The 15,937-nt window shown below is 52.7% G+C and carries 12 protein-coding genes and 1 pseudogene; 5 read left to right on the top strand and 8 right to left on the bottom strand.

Features of this window, described 5'->3' with window-relative positions:
- Nucleotides 1–345: 345 nt before the first annotated feature.
- Entirely contained in the window at nucleotides 346–855 is a 510-nt protein-coding gene (locus ABRP84_RS00605; protein WP_349852044.1) for a 2'-5' RNA ligase family protein, read from the top strand.
- On the opposite strand, the gene hepT is transcribed toward ABRP84_RS00605, so the two are convergent.
- The 3 genes from hepT to ABRP84_RS00590 are packed head-to-tail and all read right to left on the bottom strand — an operon-like array spanning nucleotide 841 to nucleotide 2,950.
- Entirely contained in the window at nucleotides 841–1,275 is a 435-nt protein-coding gene (hepT, locus tag ABRP84_RS00600) for a type VII toxin-antitoxin system HepT family RNase toxin (protein WP_349852042.1), read from the bottom strand. The genes ABRP84_RS00605 and hepT overlap by 15 nt on opposite strands.
- Nucleotides 1,272–1,691 carry a hypothetical protein gene (locus tag ABRP84_RS00595; RefSeq protein ID WP_349852040.1) on the bottom strand — a complete coding sequence of 140 codons (420 nt, stop codon included), beginning with the start codon at nucleotides 1,689–1,691 and terminating at the stop codon, nucleotides 1,272–1,274. Before ABRP84_RS00595 ends, hepT begins: the two co-directional genes overlap by 4 nt.
- Nucleotides 1,692–1,747: 56 nt before the next feature.
- Nucleotides 1,748–2,950, bottom strand: coding sequence for an amidase (locus ABRP84_RS00590; protein ID WP_349852038.1), 1,203 nt, complete (start codon nucleotides 2,948–2,950; stop codon nucleotides 1,748–1,750).
- Between the two features lie 150 nt (nucleotides 2,951–3,100).
- Between ABRP84_RS00590 and uriH the strand changes: the two genes are divergently transcribed.
- Entirely contained in the window at nucleotides 3,101–4,042 is a 942-nt protein-coding gene (uriH, locus tag ABRP84_RS00585; protein ID WP_349852036.1) for a uridine-preferring nucleoside hydrolase UriH, read from the top strand.
- An 86-nt stretch (nucleotides 4,043–4,128) separates the two neighbouring features.
- Here uriH and ABRP84_RS00580 read toward each other — a convergent pair whose 3' ends face one another.
- On the bottom strand, nucleotides 4,129–6,558 hold the full coding sequence (locus tag ABRP84_RS00580; protein ID WP_349852034.1) for a DUF262 domain-containing protein: 2,430 nt from the start codon (nucleotides 6,556–6,558) through the stop codon (nucleotides 4,129–4,131).
- A 662-nt stretch (nucleotides 6,559–7,220) separates the two neighbouring features.
- On the opposite strand from ABRP84_RS00580, the gene ABRP84_RS00575 reads away from it, so the two are divergent.
- The 3 genes from ABRP84_RS00575 (at nucleotide 7,221) to ABRP84_RS00565 (ending at nucleotide 11,064) form a co-directional block, all read left to right on the top strand.
- Entirely contained in the window at nucleotides 7,221–9,389 is a 2,169-nt protein-coding gene (locus ABRP84_RS00575; RefSeq protein WP_349852032.1) for a hypothetical protein, read from the top strand.
- 90 nt (nucleotides 9,390–9,479) lie between these two features.
- Nucleotides 9,480–10,088 (top strand): oligoribonuclease, encoded by a 609-nt coding sequence (gene orn / locus ABRP84_RS00570; protein ID WP_349852030.1) that lies wholly within the window; start codon nucleotides 9,480–9,482, stop codon nucleotides 10,086–10,088.
- A gap of 466 nt (nucleotides 10,089–10,554) precedes the next feature.
- The gene (locus tag ABRP84_RS00565) at nucleotides 10,555–11,064 is read left to right on the top strand and encodes a gluconokinase (RefSeq protein ID WP_349852028.1); all 510 of its coding nucleotides are present in this window, start codon (nucleotides 10,555–10,557) and stop codon (nucleotides 11,062–11,064) included.
- On the opposite strand, the pseudogene ABRP84_RS00560 reads toward ABRP84_RS00565, so the two are convergent.
- The 4 genes and pseudogenes from ABRP84_RS00560 to ABRP84_RS00545 all read right to left on the bottom strand — a co-directional run bounded on the left by ABRP84_RS00560 (nucleotide 11,061) and on the right by ABRP84_RS00545 (nucleotide 15,863).
- A pseudogene (locus ABRP84_RS00560) lies at nucleotides 11,061–12,456 on the bottom strand (GntP family permease). The gene ABRP84_RS00565 and the pseudogene ABRP84_RS00560 sit on opposite strands and share 4 nt — an antisense overlap.
- Nucleotides 12,457–12,623: 167 nt before the next feature.
- Nucleotides 12,624–13,241, bottom strand: coding sequence for a zinc metalloprotease (locus tag ABRP84_RS00555; RefSeq protein ID WP_239269385.1), 618 nt, complete (start codon nucleotides 13,239–13,241; stop codon nucleotides 12,624–12,626).
- Nucleotides 13,242–13,408: 167 nt separating this feature from the next.
- A complete protein-coding gene (locus ABRP84_RS00550; RefSeq protein WP_349852026.1) occupies nucleotides 13,409–14,503 on the bottom strand; it encodes an ABC transporter ATP-binding protein in 1,095 nt (364 codons plus the stop codon).
- Nucleotides 14,504–14,540: 37 nt separating this feature from the next.
- The gene (locus ABRP84_RS00545) at nucleotides 14,541–15,863 is read right to left on the bottom strand and encodes an ABC transporter substrate-binding protein (RefSeq protein WP_349852024.1); all 1,323 of its coding nucleotides are present in this window, start codon (nucleotides 15,861–15,863) and stop codon (nucleotides 14,541–14,543) included.
- Nucleotides 15,864–15,937 lie beyond the last annotated feature (74 nt).

Genomic DNA, 15,937 nt, shown 5'->3' with positions numbered 1-15,937 from the left:
CCCGTGTAAACGAGCACAAGGAAAAGGGGAGGTTCTTTGCGCAGAGTCCGCTGTACGGGAGCCTATGCGCGGGGTCCAATGCGCAGTGCCCGGTGTACAACCTCTTCTGTGCAGGGTCCTATGCGCAACCTCCTATGCGCAACCTCCTCTGCGTCAATTGAAGGCGCGATGCGATTTTTGAGGGGCGACTTTGCTCAAATTGAGCATGGGACCTATAGCATCGCGGAGATCTCACCAGTGTTGACCGGCGGTACCCTAGAAACAGAACTAGAAACAGTACCGAAACCGCCCGTATCTTGGGCACACGAATGAATCGTGCCCACTTGAAATGAAGAAAGCCGCATCGTGAGTACAGCATCGCCGGATAATATCTTGCTCTACTTGCCAGAAAAGCAGGAAGAGCAGATTCGGGAGATCTTTGCAGGTCTTGCCGAGCGCGGATTCCCCGTGCAAAACCAGCGCCCGCATATTACGGTGACCTTCGCGCAGGAGATGGAGCCCCACGTTGTAGAGCTTGCCGCGGAGCTTTTACCGCCGGTCATTCCGGCGACGTTTCGGCGCGTGGGAAACGTCATCTTCGGCACGAAGAGGAAACGGACCGTGGCATGGTTATTAGAAACTAGCGATGAACTCGAAATGGCAGCGCGGAAGATTAGCGCCGCCAATCCCGAGGGCCGCGGACCGCGCTGGACGCCGCACCTGACGATGGGCCTGCGCTTACCGCGCGAGGATGTGGGCGGTTATTTAACCGCGATGGATGAGCTGACGTCCTCGCATTTCAAGGAACTTAACGCAGTAGAAGCTGCATATTGGCGCCCGCGCACGCAAGAAAAGACCGTGCTAGCGGGAGGCTAGCCAGCGCGAAATCGATTTAACGTATTGCGTATATACATCTAATACTCGCGGGATTGAATTGGAGACGATTCCCAAATCCACTTCAACGTATTGGTGAGTAATGACATTGCGCAAAGCCGCACTCTTATAAAAATCCTGCTCTAGGTCGGCGGGTAAAACGCCCGCGCGAATGAGATCTTCGAAACCGCGACGGCTACTAGAGTCCGCAACGTTTAAGGTCGTTGCCGCAATGTGTTGGTTAATATCTGTGGCAAGATCGATTACTTGCTGCAGCATGAAAAACACGGCATACATTTGTGAAAGGTCAGAGCGCAGTTCGTCCACGTCTGAATCCCGGTATTTTTCAAGCTCGCCAAGTATGCGCCGGAGGGAGACAAGCCTTTTGCGGATAGTGTCTGATTGGAAATCCCGTGGACTCATGACATTAAGCTCCTGAGCTCGAACTCGCGGCGATACGCCGTATTGATGTACTCCCGTGCCGCCATCATTTGCAGTGTTCCATACTTGGAATTGGACGGATCCACCAAGAGCTCGCACTTTTGCAGAGCTTCATGCTGCGCCACCGTGTCCGCGGTATCCAGGCACATGAGATCGATGCCCTCGCCATAGCGGGAGTAAAACGCCGTGGCAACGTCGAGCAGATTCGGCCGGTCAGCCTTCGCACGCGAGAAATCAACCGAATAGGCAAGGTCAACATCATTCGCGTTGGTGGCATCGACGTGCGCGCTGCCAAAAAGAACCAGCAGGTCAATGCCGGTATCCAAGCAGAATGACTCCAAGGAACCGTCATCGGCCTCAGCGCGCAACCGCGCGGCAAGCTGTGCTGGAGTACTCATAACCATCACCTTACCAACGCCGTCAGCAGCCAGAGACGCGCAGAATTGCGGTGTGCTTAAAGCAGCGCCTGAATCTCGCGGGCAACGCGCAAGACGGTGAGGTCCTGGCCCGGCTTGCCGATGACCTGCACCGCATCACCCACTCCCGTGGTCTCCGTCGTGCGCAGCGGGATAGTGATCGCCGGCCAGCCCAAGACATTGAATGGCTCGGTCCAGCGGCGCAGGCTAGCAGCGGAATCCGCAGTATTTTCTGCAGTGATGTCGTCCCACCTGATGGGGCCGGCGTCGAGGGTGGGGGTGAGGATGATGGGGGAGGCATCGACAAGCGTTAGTGCTTCCGTGCGCAACTCCTCTACCTGCTGCGCTGCAGCGTCGTAGTCTGCCTGAGTAATATCCTGCCCGCTGAGGACGCGTTCCAAGATGACATCCTGGTACTTATCCCGCTGGTCAAGGTAGGGCTGGTGGACGTCATAAGCCTCCTTGAGGCGCATCGGGGCGTAGAGCTTCGCGGTGGCAGCGATGGTGGATTCGAGCTGGGAGTAATCGAGGTCGTCCACGGCGGTGAACGTGGAATCCTGCAGCGCAGACAGTAGACCAGCAAAGCGCTCACCTTTGGTTTTCAGCGTAGAGACATCGATGGCGGATACGTTCTCGGCCGGAACCGGTTCTTCATCCACCGTGGCTAGCAGGGCCTGCTCGATGAGTTCGATGGAGCTGGCGAAGAAACCGATGCAATCGAAGCTCGGCGCGAAGGGGAAGACCCCATCGAGCGGGATGGTGCCGGTGGTGGGCTTAAATCCCAGCACGCCCTGGCTGGCGGCCGGGACGCGCACGGAACCGGCGCTATCGGAACCCACCGTGAGATCGAGCGCTCCGCACGCAACTAGCGCCGCCGACCCAGAGCTGGATCCGCCGCCGCAGACCTGCGGATCGCGAGGATTGATGACGCGGCCATACGCGGAGGCATCACCCAAGATGCCATAGGAAAATTCCTGCAGGTTGGCCTTGGCAACAGGAATCGCGCCGGCATCCATTAGCCGCTGTGCCACCGTGGCATTCTTGGTCGGAGCCGGTACCATATCCACGTTGGTGCCACAAGTCGTTGGCACCCCGGCGATATCAGCGATGTCTTTAAAGGCAATGGGCAATCCGTGCAGCGTAGGCGCGGTATCCACGGCGTCTTCATCAAAAGGAATGGTGGAAATCACCGCGTTAAATTCGTGCTGCGCTTGGGTCAGGCGGTCAGAAATTGTCGACATGGTGGGGCGAATTCCTTTCCACGACGGTTTATACCGTTTACGGGGTGAGTTGCTGCTTTCCAGGGTACAGCGGGTAAGCACGGAGGAAATGAAGCTGTGCCACACGATGAAACCGTGGCGGTCTTCACCGACCAAAAGTAGGCTCGAGACATGACGCGAAAAATTATTCTGGACTGCGATCCCGGCCACGATGATGCGGTGGCTTTGCTCCTGGCCATGGGTAACCCGGACATTGATATGCTGGGCATTACCACCGTCGGCGGCAACCAGACCTTGGACAAGGTCGCCCGCAATGCCCTCGTGGTCAAGGAAATCGCCGGTCACCTGGAGATTCCGGTCTACGCCGGCTGCGATCGCCCGCTCGTGCGCCCCGTAGAAGTTGCCGAGGCCATCCACGGCTCCACCGGCATGGACGTCAACGGCGTCGATCTTCCGGAGCCCAACACCGCGCTTGCCGATGCCCACGCCATCGACTTCATCATCGACACCATCATGGCCCACGAACCCGGCACCATTACCTTGGTCCCAACGGGTCCGTTGACCAATATCGCTATGGCGGCGCGTAAAGAGCCGCGCATCGTGGAGCGCGTCAAAGAGGTCGTGCTCATGGGCGGCGGCTACCACGAAGGCAATTGGTCCCCCGTTGCCGAATTCAATATCAAGATCGATCCTGAGGCAGCACATATTGTCTTCGAAGAGTCGTGGCCAGTCACCATGGTCGGGCTCGACCTTACCCACCAGGCACTAGCCACCGCCGAAGTCGAAGCTGAAATCAAGGCCTTGAATACGCCCGTCGCAGACTTTGTTGTCGGTCTCTTTGGTTTCTTCCGCGAGGCGTATCAGCAGAATCAAGGCTTCACGGATCCCCCGGTTCACGATCCGTGCACGGTGGCTTACCTCATCGATCCGAGCATTGTGCAAACCCGTAAGGCGCCCGTGCATGTCGAGCTCGCCGGCGCACTTACCACCGGCATGACCGTGACTGACTTACGTGAACCCGCCGACGATACCTGCCATACTCAGGTCGCTACCAAACTGGACCATGCGGGCTTTTGGCGGTTGGTTATTGACGCGTTGAAGAACCTAGCCTAAAAGTGGGCCTTTAGCCGCGTTATAGCCCTTGTACTGCTAGCTTCAGGGCATAACGCGGCCGCAGTCAGCTCTGTCCTCGTGGGGATTTATGAAAACTCGCTCAATCGGTGAATTAGCTTAGCGATTGAGCCGTTGATTATTTCCTGGTGAAGATAACTTCCACCCAGCATTTGAGACACTTTGATGTGCTGAGTTAGTACAGATAGGACTTGGTCGTCGCTCATCTCAGAGATCGCGGTGGACGAAGTGAATTCCGTGAGCTCTTTACCACCGAATGATGCTTGGGGATCCGTGACACTAAAGTCTTCAAAGTCCTTCATGAACTCATTGCGAAGGAACTCGGTGTTTTTGGGCGCCTCTTTTAACTCTTGTGCTTCAACCAGTTGATCATAGAACTTAGTGAGCTCTGCATATTTGCCTGAATTGTCGCTGGTATCTTGGCCTTCCGTGTTGTCTGCCCGACCTGCTTTAGATGCAGGGAAGGTAAATACAAGATCTTCAGGATCTATGTCGAGGCATTCGAAAAGGCTGCGAAGGAACCAGATTTTGGCAGAAGTGTTGTTTCCAACCTGAACATAGAGGCCTTCCTCAATCTTCCGGAAAGACCGAGCTTGTTCGGCGGCAGGCTTTTCAGTGCGAAGGAATTTCGAAGATTCTGCGAAAGAAAGAAGTTCAGTCCGGTGCTCGTGAAGTAAGTACTTCAGTACTGCTTCGACCATGTCAGCCCATGATTTAGTGGTCTTTCTAAAGTCGCCGAATTCAAATCCGCTAATTTTTCGACCACTGAATTCTTCACTTTCACCCATCGGTTCCTTTGGGAGCACTGCTTCTGGTGGGGCGAAGCTGGTTGACTTAGCTTTCCAGAAAGCTAGTGCTTTATCGGTAAGGTCCTCATTTCTCGCTTCAATCTGGGATAAGGACCAGTGATCGGATTCCCGCAGGAGCTCATTGAGGCGATACGGCGAGCTGTCGAAACCGTTTTCCATTGTTTTCTTGGTCGTAAAAGGAGAGTTCGAGTAGGAAGAGTTGTATCCGGTGACCGTGAGATTCCCAATTCGGTTTAACCATGACTCGTGAATTTCTTCGGCCCTGTCACCGAGCTCCTGGCGCCAAGCATCCGTAAGGGTCTGGGGCATGATGTGCTCGATAGAAATCCTGTTTTCAGCCAGTGCAGTGGAGACATCACGAATATCATTTGAATCACCATTTTCGAGGCAATCGAAAAGGTACTGCCGCCAGTATGCCCGAATATTGTAGAAGTCCTTGGTGGCAAAGGCTTCCTTGAACTCAGCATCGGTGGGGAAACGACCGCTTCCTGAGCGCCTATTGAGTTGATATATGACGATTGGCGCGAATGGGGTGCCGTCAGAGTGAAGCTTACTGATCTCCGCATACATAGTGGCGAAGATTTTATTGAGTGAATTGGTAGGGATGCCAGTGACAAATCGGCGGACGATATAGGACTCGATGGTGAGCAATACTTCGAGGAAGTCATCAGGCGTCGTCTTGGACTCATGGACGTCTCGAAGAAGCGGCATAAGGAACGGTAGAACCACAGCGCCCATAAATTCGTTCATGCGCTTTAGCTGTGTGTCCACTTCGTGGTAACCGGTATCGGATTCGCGTATTTCACGGAAATACTTGGAATAGGCAAATAAATCATCCAAGAGCTCTGTCATATTCGTCTTGCGCTTGGAAGCGAAAGATTTGAATGCCTCATAAACGTCTTGTTCGCGTGGGGTCTTGGTGGTGTACGTAGTGAGATACCAGCGAATGAAAGAGTCGGTCTGAAAGTTGCAGTTGTCTTCAATCGGATTCCAGCGTTCGTTATATAACCTTTCCTGTTGCGTAGAGTCCAAGCCCATGAGGACATAGTTGCGAATTTTGTCAGCTTCTTTAAGTTCCAAACCGGTGGAGTTTAAGCTTTCGAAGATGCGCTGGGGCTCGTCGTATTCCTCCAAATCCAAGTGCATTACTTCGAGGCGGCAGATCGCTTTCCAAACCTGGTCAGCGTCTAAAGGGGTAGAACGCAGCTTTTCTCGGAAGAAACGGTAGTTAGACGTTACATTCGATGAGTTGATGAATTCACTTTCAGGACCAAATAGTTTCTGATAAGCATTGTCATCGTCTTTTACAGGCTTAAGCTTGAAACGCGGGTTCTCCTTGTTTTGGCCGATTCGCAGGTAGTCAGAAATAATTTTCTCAGCAAGCGAGGGATCTTCACTCTGGATTTCGTCATCTCGGAGGGCATGAGCGAAAGCAAGCATGAGGATGCTGACGGTGGTAAGCCTCTGTTGGCCATCGATGACAATCCAATTCCAGGAATCTTGGTTCTTCCCGACTACCGCGCCGAAGAAGTGTTTCTTTCGGTCGCTAAGGATTATTTCCTCGAGATCGTCAAAAAGCCGGGCACATTGCTTGTGCTGCCAGTCGTAATTGCGCTGGTATACGGGGATGAGGAGACGGCGATTATTGCCATCATAAAGCGTATAGATTTCACGGATGCTGCCGCGCATGGGAGACCTTTCGCGAGAAGGAAATTAGGAGGACAAGGCTATATTAAATGACACCAATAGCGGCGGGAAGTGCCCGGGGGAGACGAAAGTTGCTAGGGCTACGCATAAAATCAAAAGGGAAGTACCCCGTTCCAAGGCCTTGGGGCCGTAAGTGTGGTGTAGCTATAGGCCGTAGCAGGGTTTGTATCGGTTTGTATTAATACGACTTTCGAGGGTGTTTTTGAATCAATCCTTGCTTTTCCCTGAAAGGAAGCACCTCGCAAAGGCCGCCGATTCTAATCACGTTGAGCCGACGGTCTATCTTGAAAAATCCCTCGCCTGACTTGATGTGGCAGATGCCAAAAGCTTTCGTTAATCAATTTTTTCAAACCAAGCAAATGCAATCTGCTGCGCCGACGGACCTAACCCCCCGACGTGTCCACTGTCCGGGGGTCAGGTCCATTTACGCACAATGGGCATCCTGTCCTACCAACAAGAGTTTCGTGGAAACTGGGTGCCCACTAACGAGGTAATCGCAGCGTGTGGTGGTAGTAATGGCATCCAGTCTGTTGACACTTTTGGTGTCATAAGTCACTCAATTCGGTGCTATAGTAAGAGCGTTATCCAAAAGTACGCAATTTTCCGGGCGCTTTCAGGATCTGGTTTTCTGTGAGGAGTAGGGAATGTCCCAGCCGTTGAGAAAGAAACAAACTGAAGCTGGTATCAGGGTAAAGGACTATGAAAAATATGGGGAAGTCTTTTATCTTCCGGATAATTTTGAGGTCGAGCAGCTTCCTGATTGGCGCATAGCCGTATTTAGTGTGACATTTCCACTGCATGAAGGAATATTTGCAGACTATGAAAACGAATTTTTTGATCCGACTGCAGAGTTGAGACGCAGACAAGGCAATGATGGAGCTTTCGGCGACGATCAGCTAACCAAAATTGAGAGGTTAGACGGGGCTTGTTGGAAGCAATTTCGAACTAAGGGGATCCGGCAATTTGTTATGCCTACACAGGATCCGAAAAAGAAACGTCATGACTTTGCTGATGAACGTTCCCAAGCTTGGTCTGTGCCACAGGTTCAAGAGGACCTGAGGGCCCCAAAAGACGACCTCAATAACGCGGGACGGGAATACCGGCATTATCTAGCATTCGAGCATGGTGACGAAGCACCAAAGGTATTCTATGAAAGTGCGTCTAGGCGGTATACGGATGTCGTAGGCGGCTCTGTCGGGGCAGAGTGGGCAGACCAAAGTGACCGCAATAAGCAGTCTTCAGAATTCGAAGAAAAACAACGTGCCGCTTTTTACTCGATAGATTTCACGAAAGCGCCCACATTTCGAGGTCAGGCCACTAAGTGGCGAACCTTTGGCTATCAAACGAGCCCGCGGGATAATGACAATCATGAGTACACGCTGAATTCCGAAGAACTTAAAGAGGAGTTCGGGTCGGTGATGCTGAAGTCACTGGACTTTTCGCAATTTGAAGACCCAGCCCCAATGGAAATTGGCGCCACCGATGAGGATAAAAGCGGGTCTCTAAATAGTTGCAAAAACCAAACGATGATTAATCGTTTCCTTACATTAACGGTAGTAGCGGAAAATGTTGACTCCGATTCATTGAACGCAATTTCTCGTGCGCTTAATAGACCTCGAAATACCGTATGGCTTGGAAAATCCGATTTTGAAGCCACATCACTCACAATTAATGACAATGAGTTGCTCCAAGCGTGTATGGAAGTTGTTTATGAAGCGTTTGTGCAAGCCGGGTTAATTACGCCATCTAAAGACAAGAAAAAGAAACTGATTACCAGGTCCTCAGTAATCGAACTAGGGATTCCACGAACTGGTAGCGCAGCTAATGCACATATTCCTCAAATGCAGCCAATACGTTCTGTGGTTGCCTTGCCTTATATCGATGAACCACGACTTCCAGACGTGTATAGAAAAATATTTGAGGTAGAAGGCGAGCAGCTTGACTCGCCTTCTAGCTCTGATCACCGCCAACCATCACAAGGGTGGTCTGCTAGACATATTTGGTCATGGATACTTGCAACTGGCACAGACAACTTTGTCGATGGCGTTCCAGATTTTTATGCCGAGCCACCGGAAGATAAGGTGGGGCAATTTTTATTTTGGGATACGATCTCTGAAGAGACCGGCGTCGCCTTTGTTAGAAAGGTAGCTCAAACGCGCGACGATTTGAAATATTTCGGTTTAGCGCATACCCGCTATGTGGATTTGATCATGCTGGTGATGCGGGCACATGTGAGTTTAGCTAAGCTCTCGGGAGCCCTACGGGAAATTGAATTTACTGACGTTATCAATGGTGGTGAGCGTTCAGAGAAAAAATATATGGAAAAACTGAATCTTCAGGTGAAAAAGTTTCAGAGCATCCAAGCACATTTTGTCCGCATAAGAGATCGCCTTTGGGTAGATGCGGTGCCAAAGTACCATACGGATACCCGCGTGATGCGATCGATTAGGAAAGCGACCGATCTCGATATTATTTATCGGGATATTGAAAATGAAATCACGTTAAGGCAAGACATTTATTCCAACATATATGAAGCACGAAGAAATGAGCATCAAGAAAAGGAGCATGAACGTTTTAATTTTTGGACTATTATTTTAGCTTTTCTGGCCGCAGTCTTAGCCGTACCAGGTTTCTTGGACATTTCTTCAGAAGAGCCTACTTCTCCACGGGGCGCGTTTATAATTTCTCTTGAGTGGGGCGCCGCATTAATGGTAGTCATGTTCATTTTGCAAAGGTTTTTGCAAAAATGCTGGCCCATTTTAAGGAATAAATGGGGAAAGTTTCGAGAGGGCTTTGGTTCGAAACGAGATTAGTTTGAGCTGGCATCTCGGCTGACTCAGCAATCCTTCTCTCGTGTCCAGCCGCTTTGCTACGCTTTCGAAGACCACCCAAGAGTGGGGTGGGTGAAGCTAAATTCCGTATCAAAGTTAGGTATTTTCATGTGTGCAAATGTATCGCCTGATGGGATCGATCGGTTCCTGTGGATCGACGTAGAAACCACGGGACTAGATGAACTCCGGTGCGAGCTACTTGAAGTCGCCGCGCTAGTTACTGATAGTCAGTTAAGGGAGATCGACGAAGGAGTAGATATTGTTATCCATGCTCCTCAAAGTTCCTTAGAACAGATGCCCAGGGTTGTGAAAGATATGCATACCACCTCTGGGCTCATCGGAGAAGTTCAACAGAGCTCAGTATCCCTGCGAGAAGCAGAACGAGCAGTGTTGGATTATATGGATAGGCATTTTGGCTCTGAAGAAAAAGTAATTATGGCCGGTAATTCCATTACCTTAGATAGGAATTTTCTGCGCCGCTTTATGCCGCAAGTAGATGAGCATCTCCATTATCGGATGATTGACGTTTCCACCCTTAAAGAACTAATGCGATTATGGTCTCCAGGAGGCTTCGCCAATGTTCCCCAAAAAGTATTCGCGCATCGTGCGCTAGGAGATATTCGCGAGTCTATTGATGAGCTGCGTTTTTACAGGAAATATTTCCTTACAGTGGAGAGCTGACACAGCAATGAGGCTGCCCGCAAATCGTGGACACGTAGTAGAGCTACCTAGTGATTAAGTAGCTACTTTTCTTCGTTCTTGGTTTGAGTGATGTGGTTCCCGAAGTAGACTGGGCTGACCGTCCCGGGTGCTTCAGTGCCGGCGCCGACGGTTGTAGACCACTTCAATCCAGTACGCCACAGCCTGACACGCTCTATAGATAACCTTCCTGGCCGCTGGAGGATGCTGCAAAAATGGCACGAATCTATCCCACGCATCCTCCCGGACCTGGTCAAGTCCGGTGGAGTGGTGTATCTGTCCTTTTTGAATCTGTGAATCGGTTGACAGTGTTGGGGTCCGGCTCAGGGTTGATGTCGGTTCATTAGGAGGCTGCTCCTCCTCGAGATTTGCATCCGCAAATCCACAGTTCGGGCTTTGCAACTCGAAGCGGATAAACTGAATAGAAGAGCTAACCCAAGGAGCCACCATGAACCAGAACAAATTCCGTCACGTCGTCGTCATGGGAGTCTCTGGCTCGGGCAAGACAACGGTGGGGGAGGCGCTGTCGCCGCTGGTTGGGCTAGAGTACCGCGATGGCGATGATATGCATCCGCAGGCGAATATCGACAAGATGGCCTCTGGGACGCCGCTGAGTGATGAGGACCGGGAGCCGTGGCTCAAACAAATCGGTCGGTGGCTGGCGGAAAGACCGGAAGGTGCGATGGTGGGGTGCAGCGCGTTGAAGCGAAAGTACAGGGATCTGATTAGAAAGTACTGCCCAGGCGTGGCATTTGTGCACGTACACGGTGACTTTGATGTGTTGTATGAACGGATGCAACACCGGCCGGGACACTTCATGCCAGCGTCGCTGTTGCAGTCGCAGTTCGATACCTTGGAGCCGCTGGAAGAGGACGAAACTGGCCGCGTCTTCGATGTGACGCGGCCAGTAGAGGAGATTGCTAAAGACGCTGCTGCCTGGATAAATGCCGGTGCCTAAAAGACTGCAGCCGCGCCGTAGAGGACGAGGACGAGTGCGAAGCCGATGACGGAGATGAGCATCTGATTAACGGTCCACGTCTTCAGAGTTGTCATCGTGTCCATGCCCATCAGGCGGCCGACGAGCCAGAAGCCGGAATCGTTGACGTGGGAGCCGAAGACCGAACCAGCGGCGGTGGCCACAACGATGAGTGCGAGTTGGAGCTCGTTGAAACCGCCAGCTTCCACGGCGGGGACCATCAGTGCAGCAGCCGTGGTGAGCGCTACGGTGGCTGAACCTTGTGCCAGGCGGAGGGCTACGGCGATGAGATAGCAGGCCAGGATGACAGGGATGCCGAGGCCGGAGAGGGAATCGGCAAGCGCATCGCCAATGCCGGAAGTGCGGAGCACGCCGCCGAACATGCCGCCCGCGCCGGTGATGAGCACGACGGAACAGATAGGGCCAAGCGAGGAGTCAACGAGCTTTTCCAGCGCCGTCTTTTCCACGCCGCGGCGCAGACCGAGGACTACCAGTGCGATAAGCACCGTAATCAGCAATGCGATTGGAGTTTGGCCGAGCATGACGAAGAACCTGACCCACGTGGCATCGGCGTCGATGGTGCCGTAGGAAGCTAGGGCGTTGAGCCCGGTATTGAAGAAAATGAGCACCATCGGGATGAGCAAAATGGAAACTACTGTGGTGGCGGAGGCTGGTTTTAAGGGTTGTTCTTCCTCATTAACGATGGGCCCGGCGATGGCGTCAGTGACCTTGAAAGGGAACTTCTTTCCAGCAAAAAGTCTGAAGCGGTAGCCGGAGATGTACCAGGTAGGCAGAGCCAGTAGCAGGCCGACGAGCAGCACCAAGCCGAGGTCGGCGCCGTAGAATTCACTGGCGGCGACAGGACCGGGGGTGCGGTGGCATGTAGACATGCATGACAGAGAATGCGCCGGCGGCCGGCAGGCCAAAGGCAAGGACCGGGCCATTCAAGCGGCGGGCGACGGCAAAGATAACCGGAAGCATCACGATAAGCCCAGCATCGAAGAAGATTGGAAAGCCCATAATCAGCGAGGCAATGCCGAGTGCAAGGGGCGCTTTATTTTCGCCGAAGCGGCGCACCATGGCGTCGGCAAGCGACTGGGCACCGCCGGAAGCCTCCACGAGCCGGCCGATCATGGCGCCGAGGCCCACCAGAAGCGCCACCGAGCCAAGGGTGGAGCTGAAGCTTTCCGTCATCGTAGGGACGATGCCTTCCAGTGGTATGCCAGCCGCAAGTGCTGTCAGCGCGGAGACCACCAGCAGAGTGAGAAAAGCGTGGAGCTTGAAATATATGACCAGTACCAAAATCACAGCGACCGCAGCGACCGCAATCCCTAGCAGCGGACCAGTTGACAATGTGGGTTCCCACGTCTCCATAGAAAAAGCTCCTTTTCTTGTGCAAACCTTTGAATATGGGCAACGTTAGCAGTAGCTCTGCTAGCCGATGTCCACATTCACCAACGCGGCTTATCTACCGCCCCGAAACTGGACATATAAAAATCCCCTGGTCCTCGTTGAGAACCAGGGGAGGAGCCGAGGCGAGCTTAGTCGAACTGGCCTTGGATAATGGCGGCCGCATCAAGCGGTGTTACGTGATAGGAGATCGGGTTCTGGTTGGAACCTGCCATAAGTGCGCCGGCGCAGGAGTGTCCCGCGCCCATCATGTGGCCTAGCTCGTGAGCGATGGTGCCTTGGAGAGCCTCAGGGTAAGTAGCATTGGGCATCTTGATGGAGACTAATTTGTGATCCGGGTAAGCCGAGCCTTGGACGTAGCCGCGAGGATCTGGATTGTAGATGATGGAAATGGTGTCATCATCAGCTTCGGAAGGCTTTACTTCCTTAAGGGAAGCCTTCCCCTCGAGAGCCTCGTTCCACTCGGCAACGGCGGCGTCTAGCTGCTTGCGGTAGGGGAAGTTATCCGCCACTTTGTACTTCAGTACGCCATCGCTGAAATAAGGTTTTACAGAGTCCTCATCGTGGAGGATGGAAGGATCTGGGACCGGTTTCCCTTCGTTAGCCAGTTTGGTGATGGCCTTGCAGGTTCCAGGATCGATGATGGAACGTACTGGGTCGCTCTTTGCGTTCGCGGCCGGCGCGGCGATAGTACCGAGAATGGCGGTGGTGGCAAGGGCGGTGACAGATAGCTTCTTCAGAGAGCGCATCGGCAGTTAGTGACCTTTCGATTGGCTTATCGTTCGTGGAGTGCAGTTTGCCTTAGCAATATCCGCGGAAAAGAATTGCGTGGATGCCTCAGGCAAGCGAGTAATAATCAATTTTTACTACACCGGCCAAAGTAGAAATTTACATTGTTAACTTCGCTTTGTCGACTCTAATTTAGACGCTCACCAGTAGTAGAGCTAAATAGGTGGACACGGTCAGGATCAGGAGAGACGTGGAAAGTATCACCAATTGCGTAATCACGGCGAGCGCTTACCAACATGCCAGTTTGTCCGCCCATTCGGGTCGTCGACTGTAGATTTTCGTCCGAGTTCGCTAAGTCACCATAGAGGTAGGTTTGATTGCCGAGTTCTTCAACGTGTTTAACGGTGAATTCCGCACCTTCCTCTGTGTGCACCCAATCTTCGGGGCGAACGCCAACGGTAACGGATTGCGCACCATCGAAGTTGTAATTCGCCAAGTTGATGCGAGTCGACCCCAGGGTAAGCCGGCTAGAGGTGTGTGCGAGGTTGTAGATATTCATGGCAGGGGAGCCGATGAACCCAGCAACGAAGACGTTCTGGGGGCGGTCGTAGATTTCACGAGTGGTATCTACTTGTTGTAGGACACCTGCATTAAGCACCGCGACGCGGTCACCCATGGTCATTGCTTCGGTTTGGTCGTGGGTCACGTACACCGTGGTAGTGCCAAGGCGGCGTTGCAAATTCGAAATCTGCGCGCGGGTGGATACGCGCAGTTTTGCATCCAAGTTGGACAATGGTTCGTCCATGCAGAATACAGCTGGTTCGCGCACGATGGCGCGGCCCATCGCTACGCGCTGGCGCTGGCCGCCTGACAGATTCGCGGGCTTTCGGTCAAGCAAATCCTCCATCTGCAAAATTTTCGCGGCTTCTTGCACCCGTGTCTTAATCTGGTCCTTGGGTACTTTCCGGTTCTCCAAAGCGAAGGACATATTCTGCGCGACCGACATATTCGGGTACAGGGCGTAGTTTTGAAAGACCATGGCTACGTCACGATCTGATGGGCTGACTCCAGTGACGTCTTTTCCGCCGATCCGAATGGAACCTCGGTCTGTCGGCTCAAGGCCAGCGAGCATTCGTAGGCTGGTGGATTTTCCGCAGCCAGAAGGCCCGACGAGAACCAAAAACTCGCCATCGGAAATATCTAGATTAAGACGGTCAACTGCGGGGCGCTCCGCGTCTTTGGAATAGATGCGGCTTGCACCATCAAATGTGACAGTAGCCATGGTGTTACCTTTCAGATACTAAGGAGAATTGGCAAGATTAGCCGTTAATGGCGGGCTTTACCTGGTTGTCATAAATGGATTGCAGAGTCTTTTCTAGATCCGTGAGCACCTTGGTGACATCGTCGCGGTTGGTGACGATCTTCTCAAAGGCACCACCAATCTCCTGATCTGCACCAGGGAGGAATACACGGGCGTTGTCCTGTGGGCGAGTTTCTGGAAGCTGCTTGATAGCAGTCTCGAAATTCGGGTTCTCTTCCATGAACTTCTTCTGATCCTCGTTGTCGGCAGCAGAAGAGCGGACTGGCATATAACCCACATTTTGGGACCAATACGAGGTGTTTTCCTCGTTCGTGATGAAATCAATCAGCTTGATGGCTGCCACCTGGCGGTTCTTGCTAATACCGGAAGGAATGGCGAGGCCTGCACCTCCGGTGGGGCAAGCGCCGTCTTCCTTTGGATTGGGAAGGAATGCGGTTCCTAACTCGAAGTCAGCGGTATCAGAGATACCTGCGAGATCGCCTGTGGATAGGACAGTGGCTGCAGCGCGTCCGGTGCCGAATTCCATAGCCATGTCATTGCCCATGTAGGAGTAGCCATTCTTGCTATCGGTAACATCCTTGAGCCATTCCACAGCCTCGATGGTTTTGTCATCAGTGAACTTCAAATCCCATTCATCGGAGTAGGCGCCGCCCTTAGACCACAAGGGGCCTTGGAAAATCCATCCCAAGTAGCCGACTGCATCGCCCCAGCCAAAGGGCTTCATCTTAGAATCCGCGCTGGCGAGCTTTTTAGACCACTCATCCATTTCGTCCCAAGACTCCGGTCCACGGTCTGGCAAGCCAGCCTTCTTCCATGCGTCCTTGTTGTAGTAGAACAGGGGAGTTGACCGGGCAAAGGGAAGCGCGAAGTGGCCGCCGTCGTAGTTATAGTCCTCATAGAGCGGCTGGACATAGGTCGAGAGGTCAATATCGGCTTCTTTGGCTAGATCATCAACATTGGCAATCTGCCCATTGATAGCGAAGTTGTACCACCACACATCAGACAGAACCACGATGTCTGGAAGATCAGAGCCGGTAAGTGCAGCATTAAACTTTTGCGCTGCCTCTTCGTAGTTCTTTCCAGCGTCAACAAGGTTGACCTTGATGTCAGGGTTTTCCTTCTCGAAGCGAGAGATGATTTCCTTTTCGATGTCCTTTGAGGAAGCCGGGTGGTTGGACCACCACGTCAATTCCGTGACCTCGCCACCATCGCCACCGTCGCTACTGCCCTGGGAACTGGTAGATGAGGTGCCAGCACAAGCGGCAAGAAATGAAGCGGTAGAAGCAGTGGAGGCTAGCGCGAGAAACTTACGGCGAAGCATGGGTATCTCCTTAAATTGAAGTCAGATTGAGAAGAATAGGGCGACAACGGCGAGCGTGATAAGGATAGAAGCCT

This window comes from Corynebacterium sp. KPL2861 (assembly GCF_040225475.1).
Lineage (GTDB): Bacteria > Actinomycetota > Actinomycetes > Mycobacteriales > Mycobacteriaceae > Corynebacterium.
Note: the sequence above shows the minus strand (reverse complement) of the source record. Positions and strands in the feature narration are given on the sequence as shown.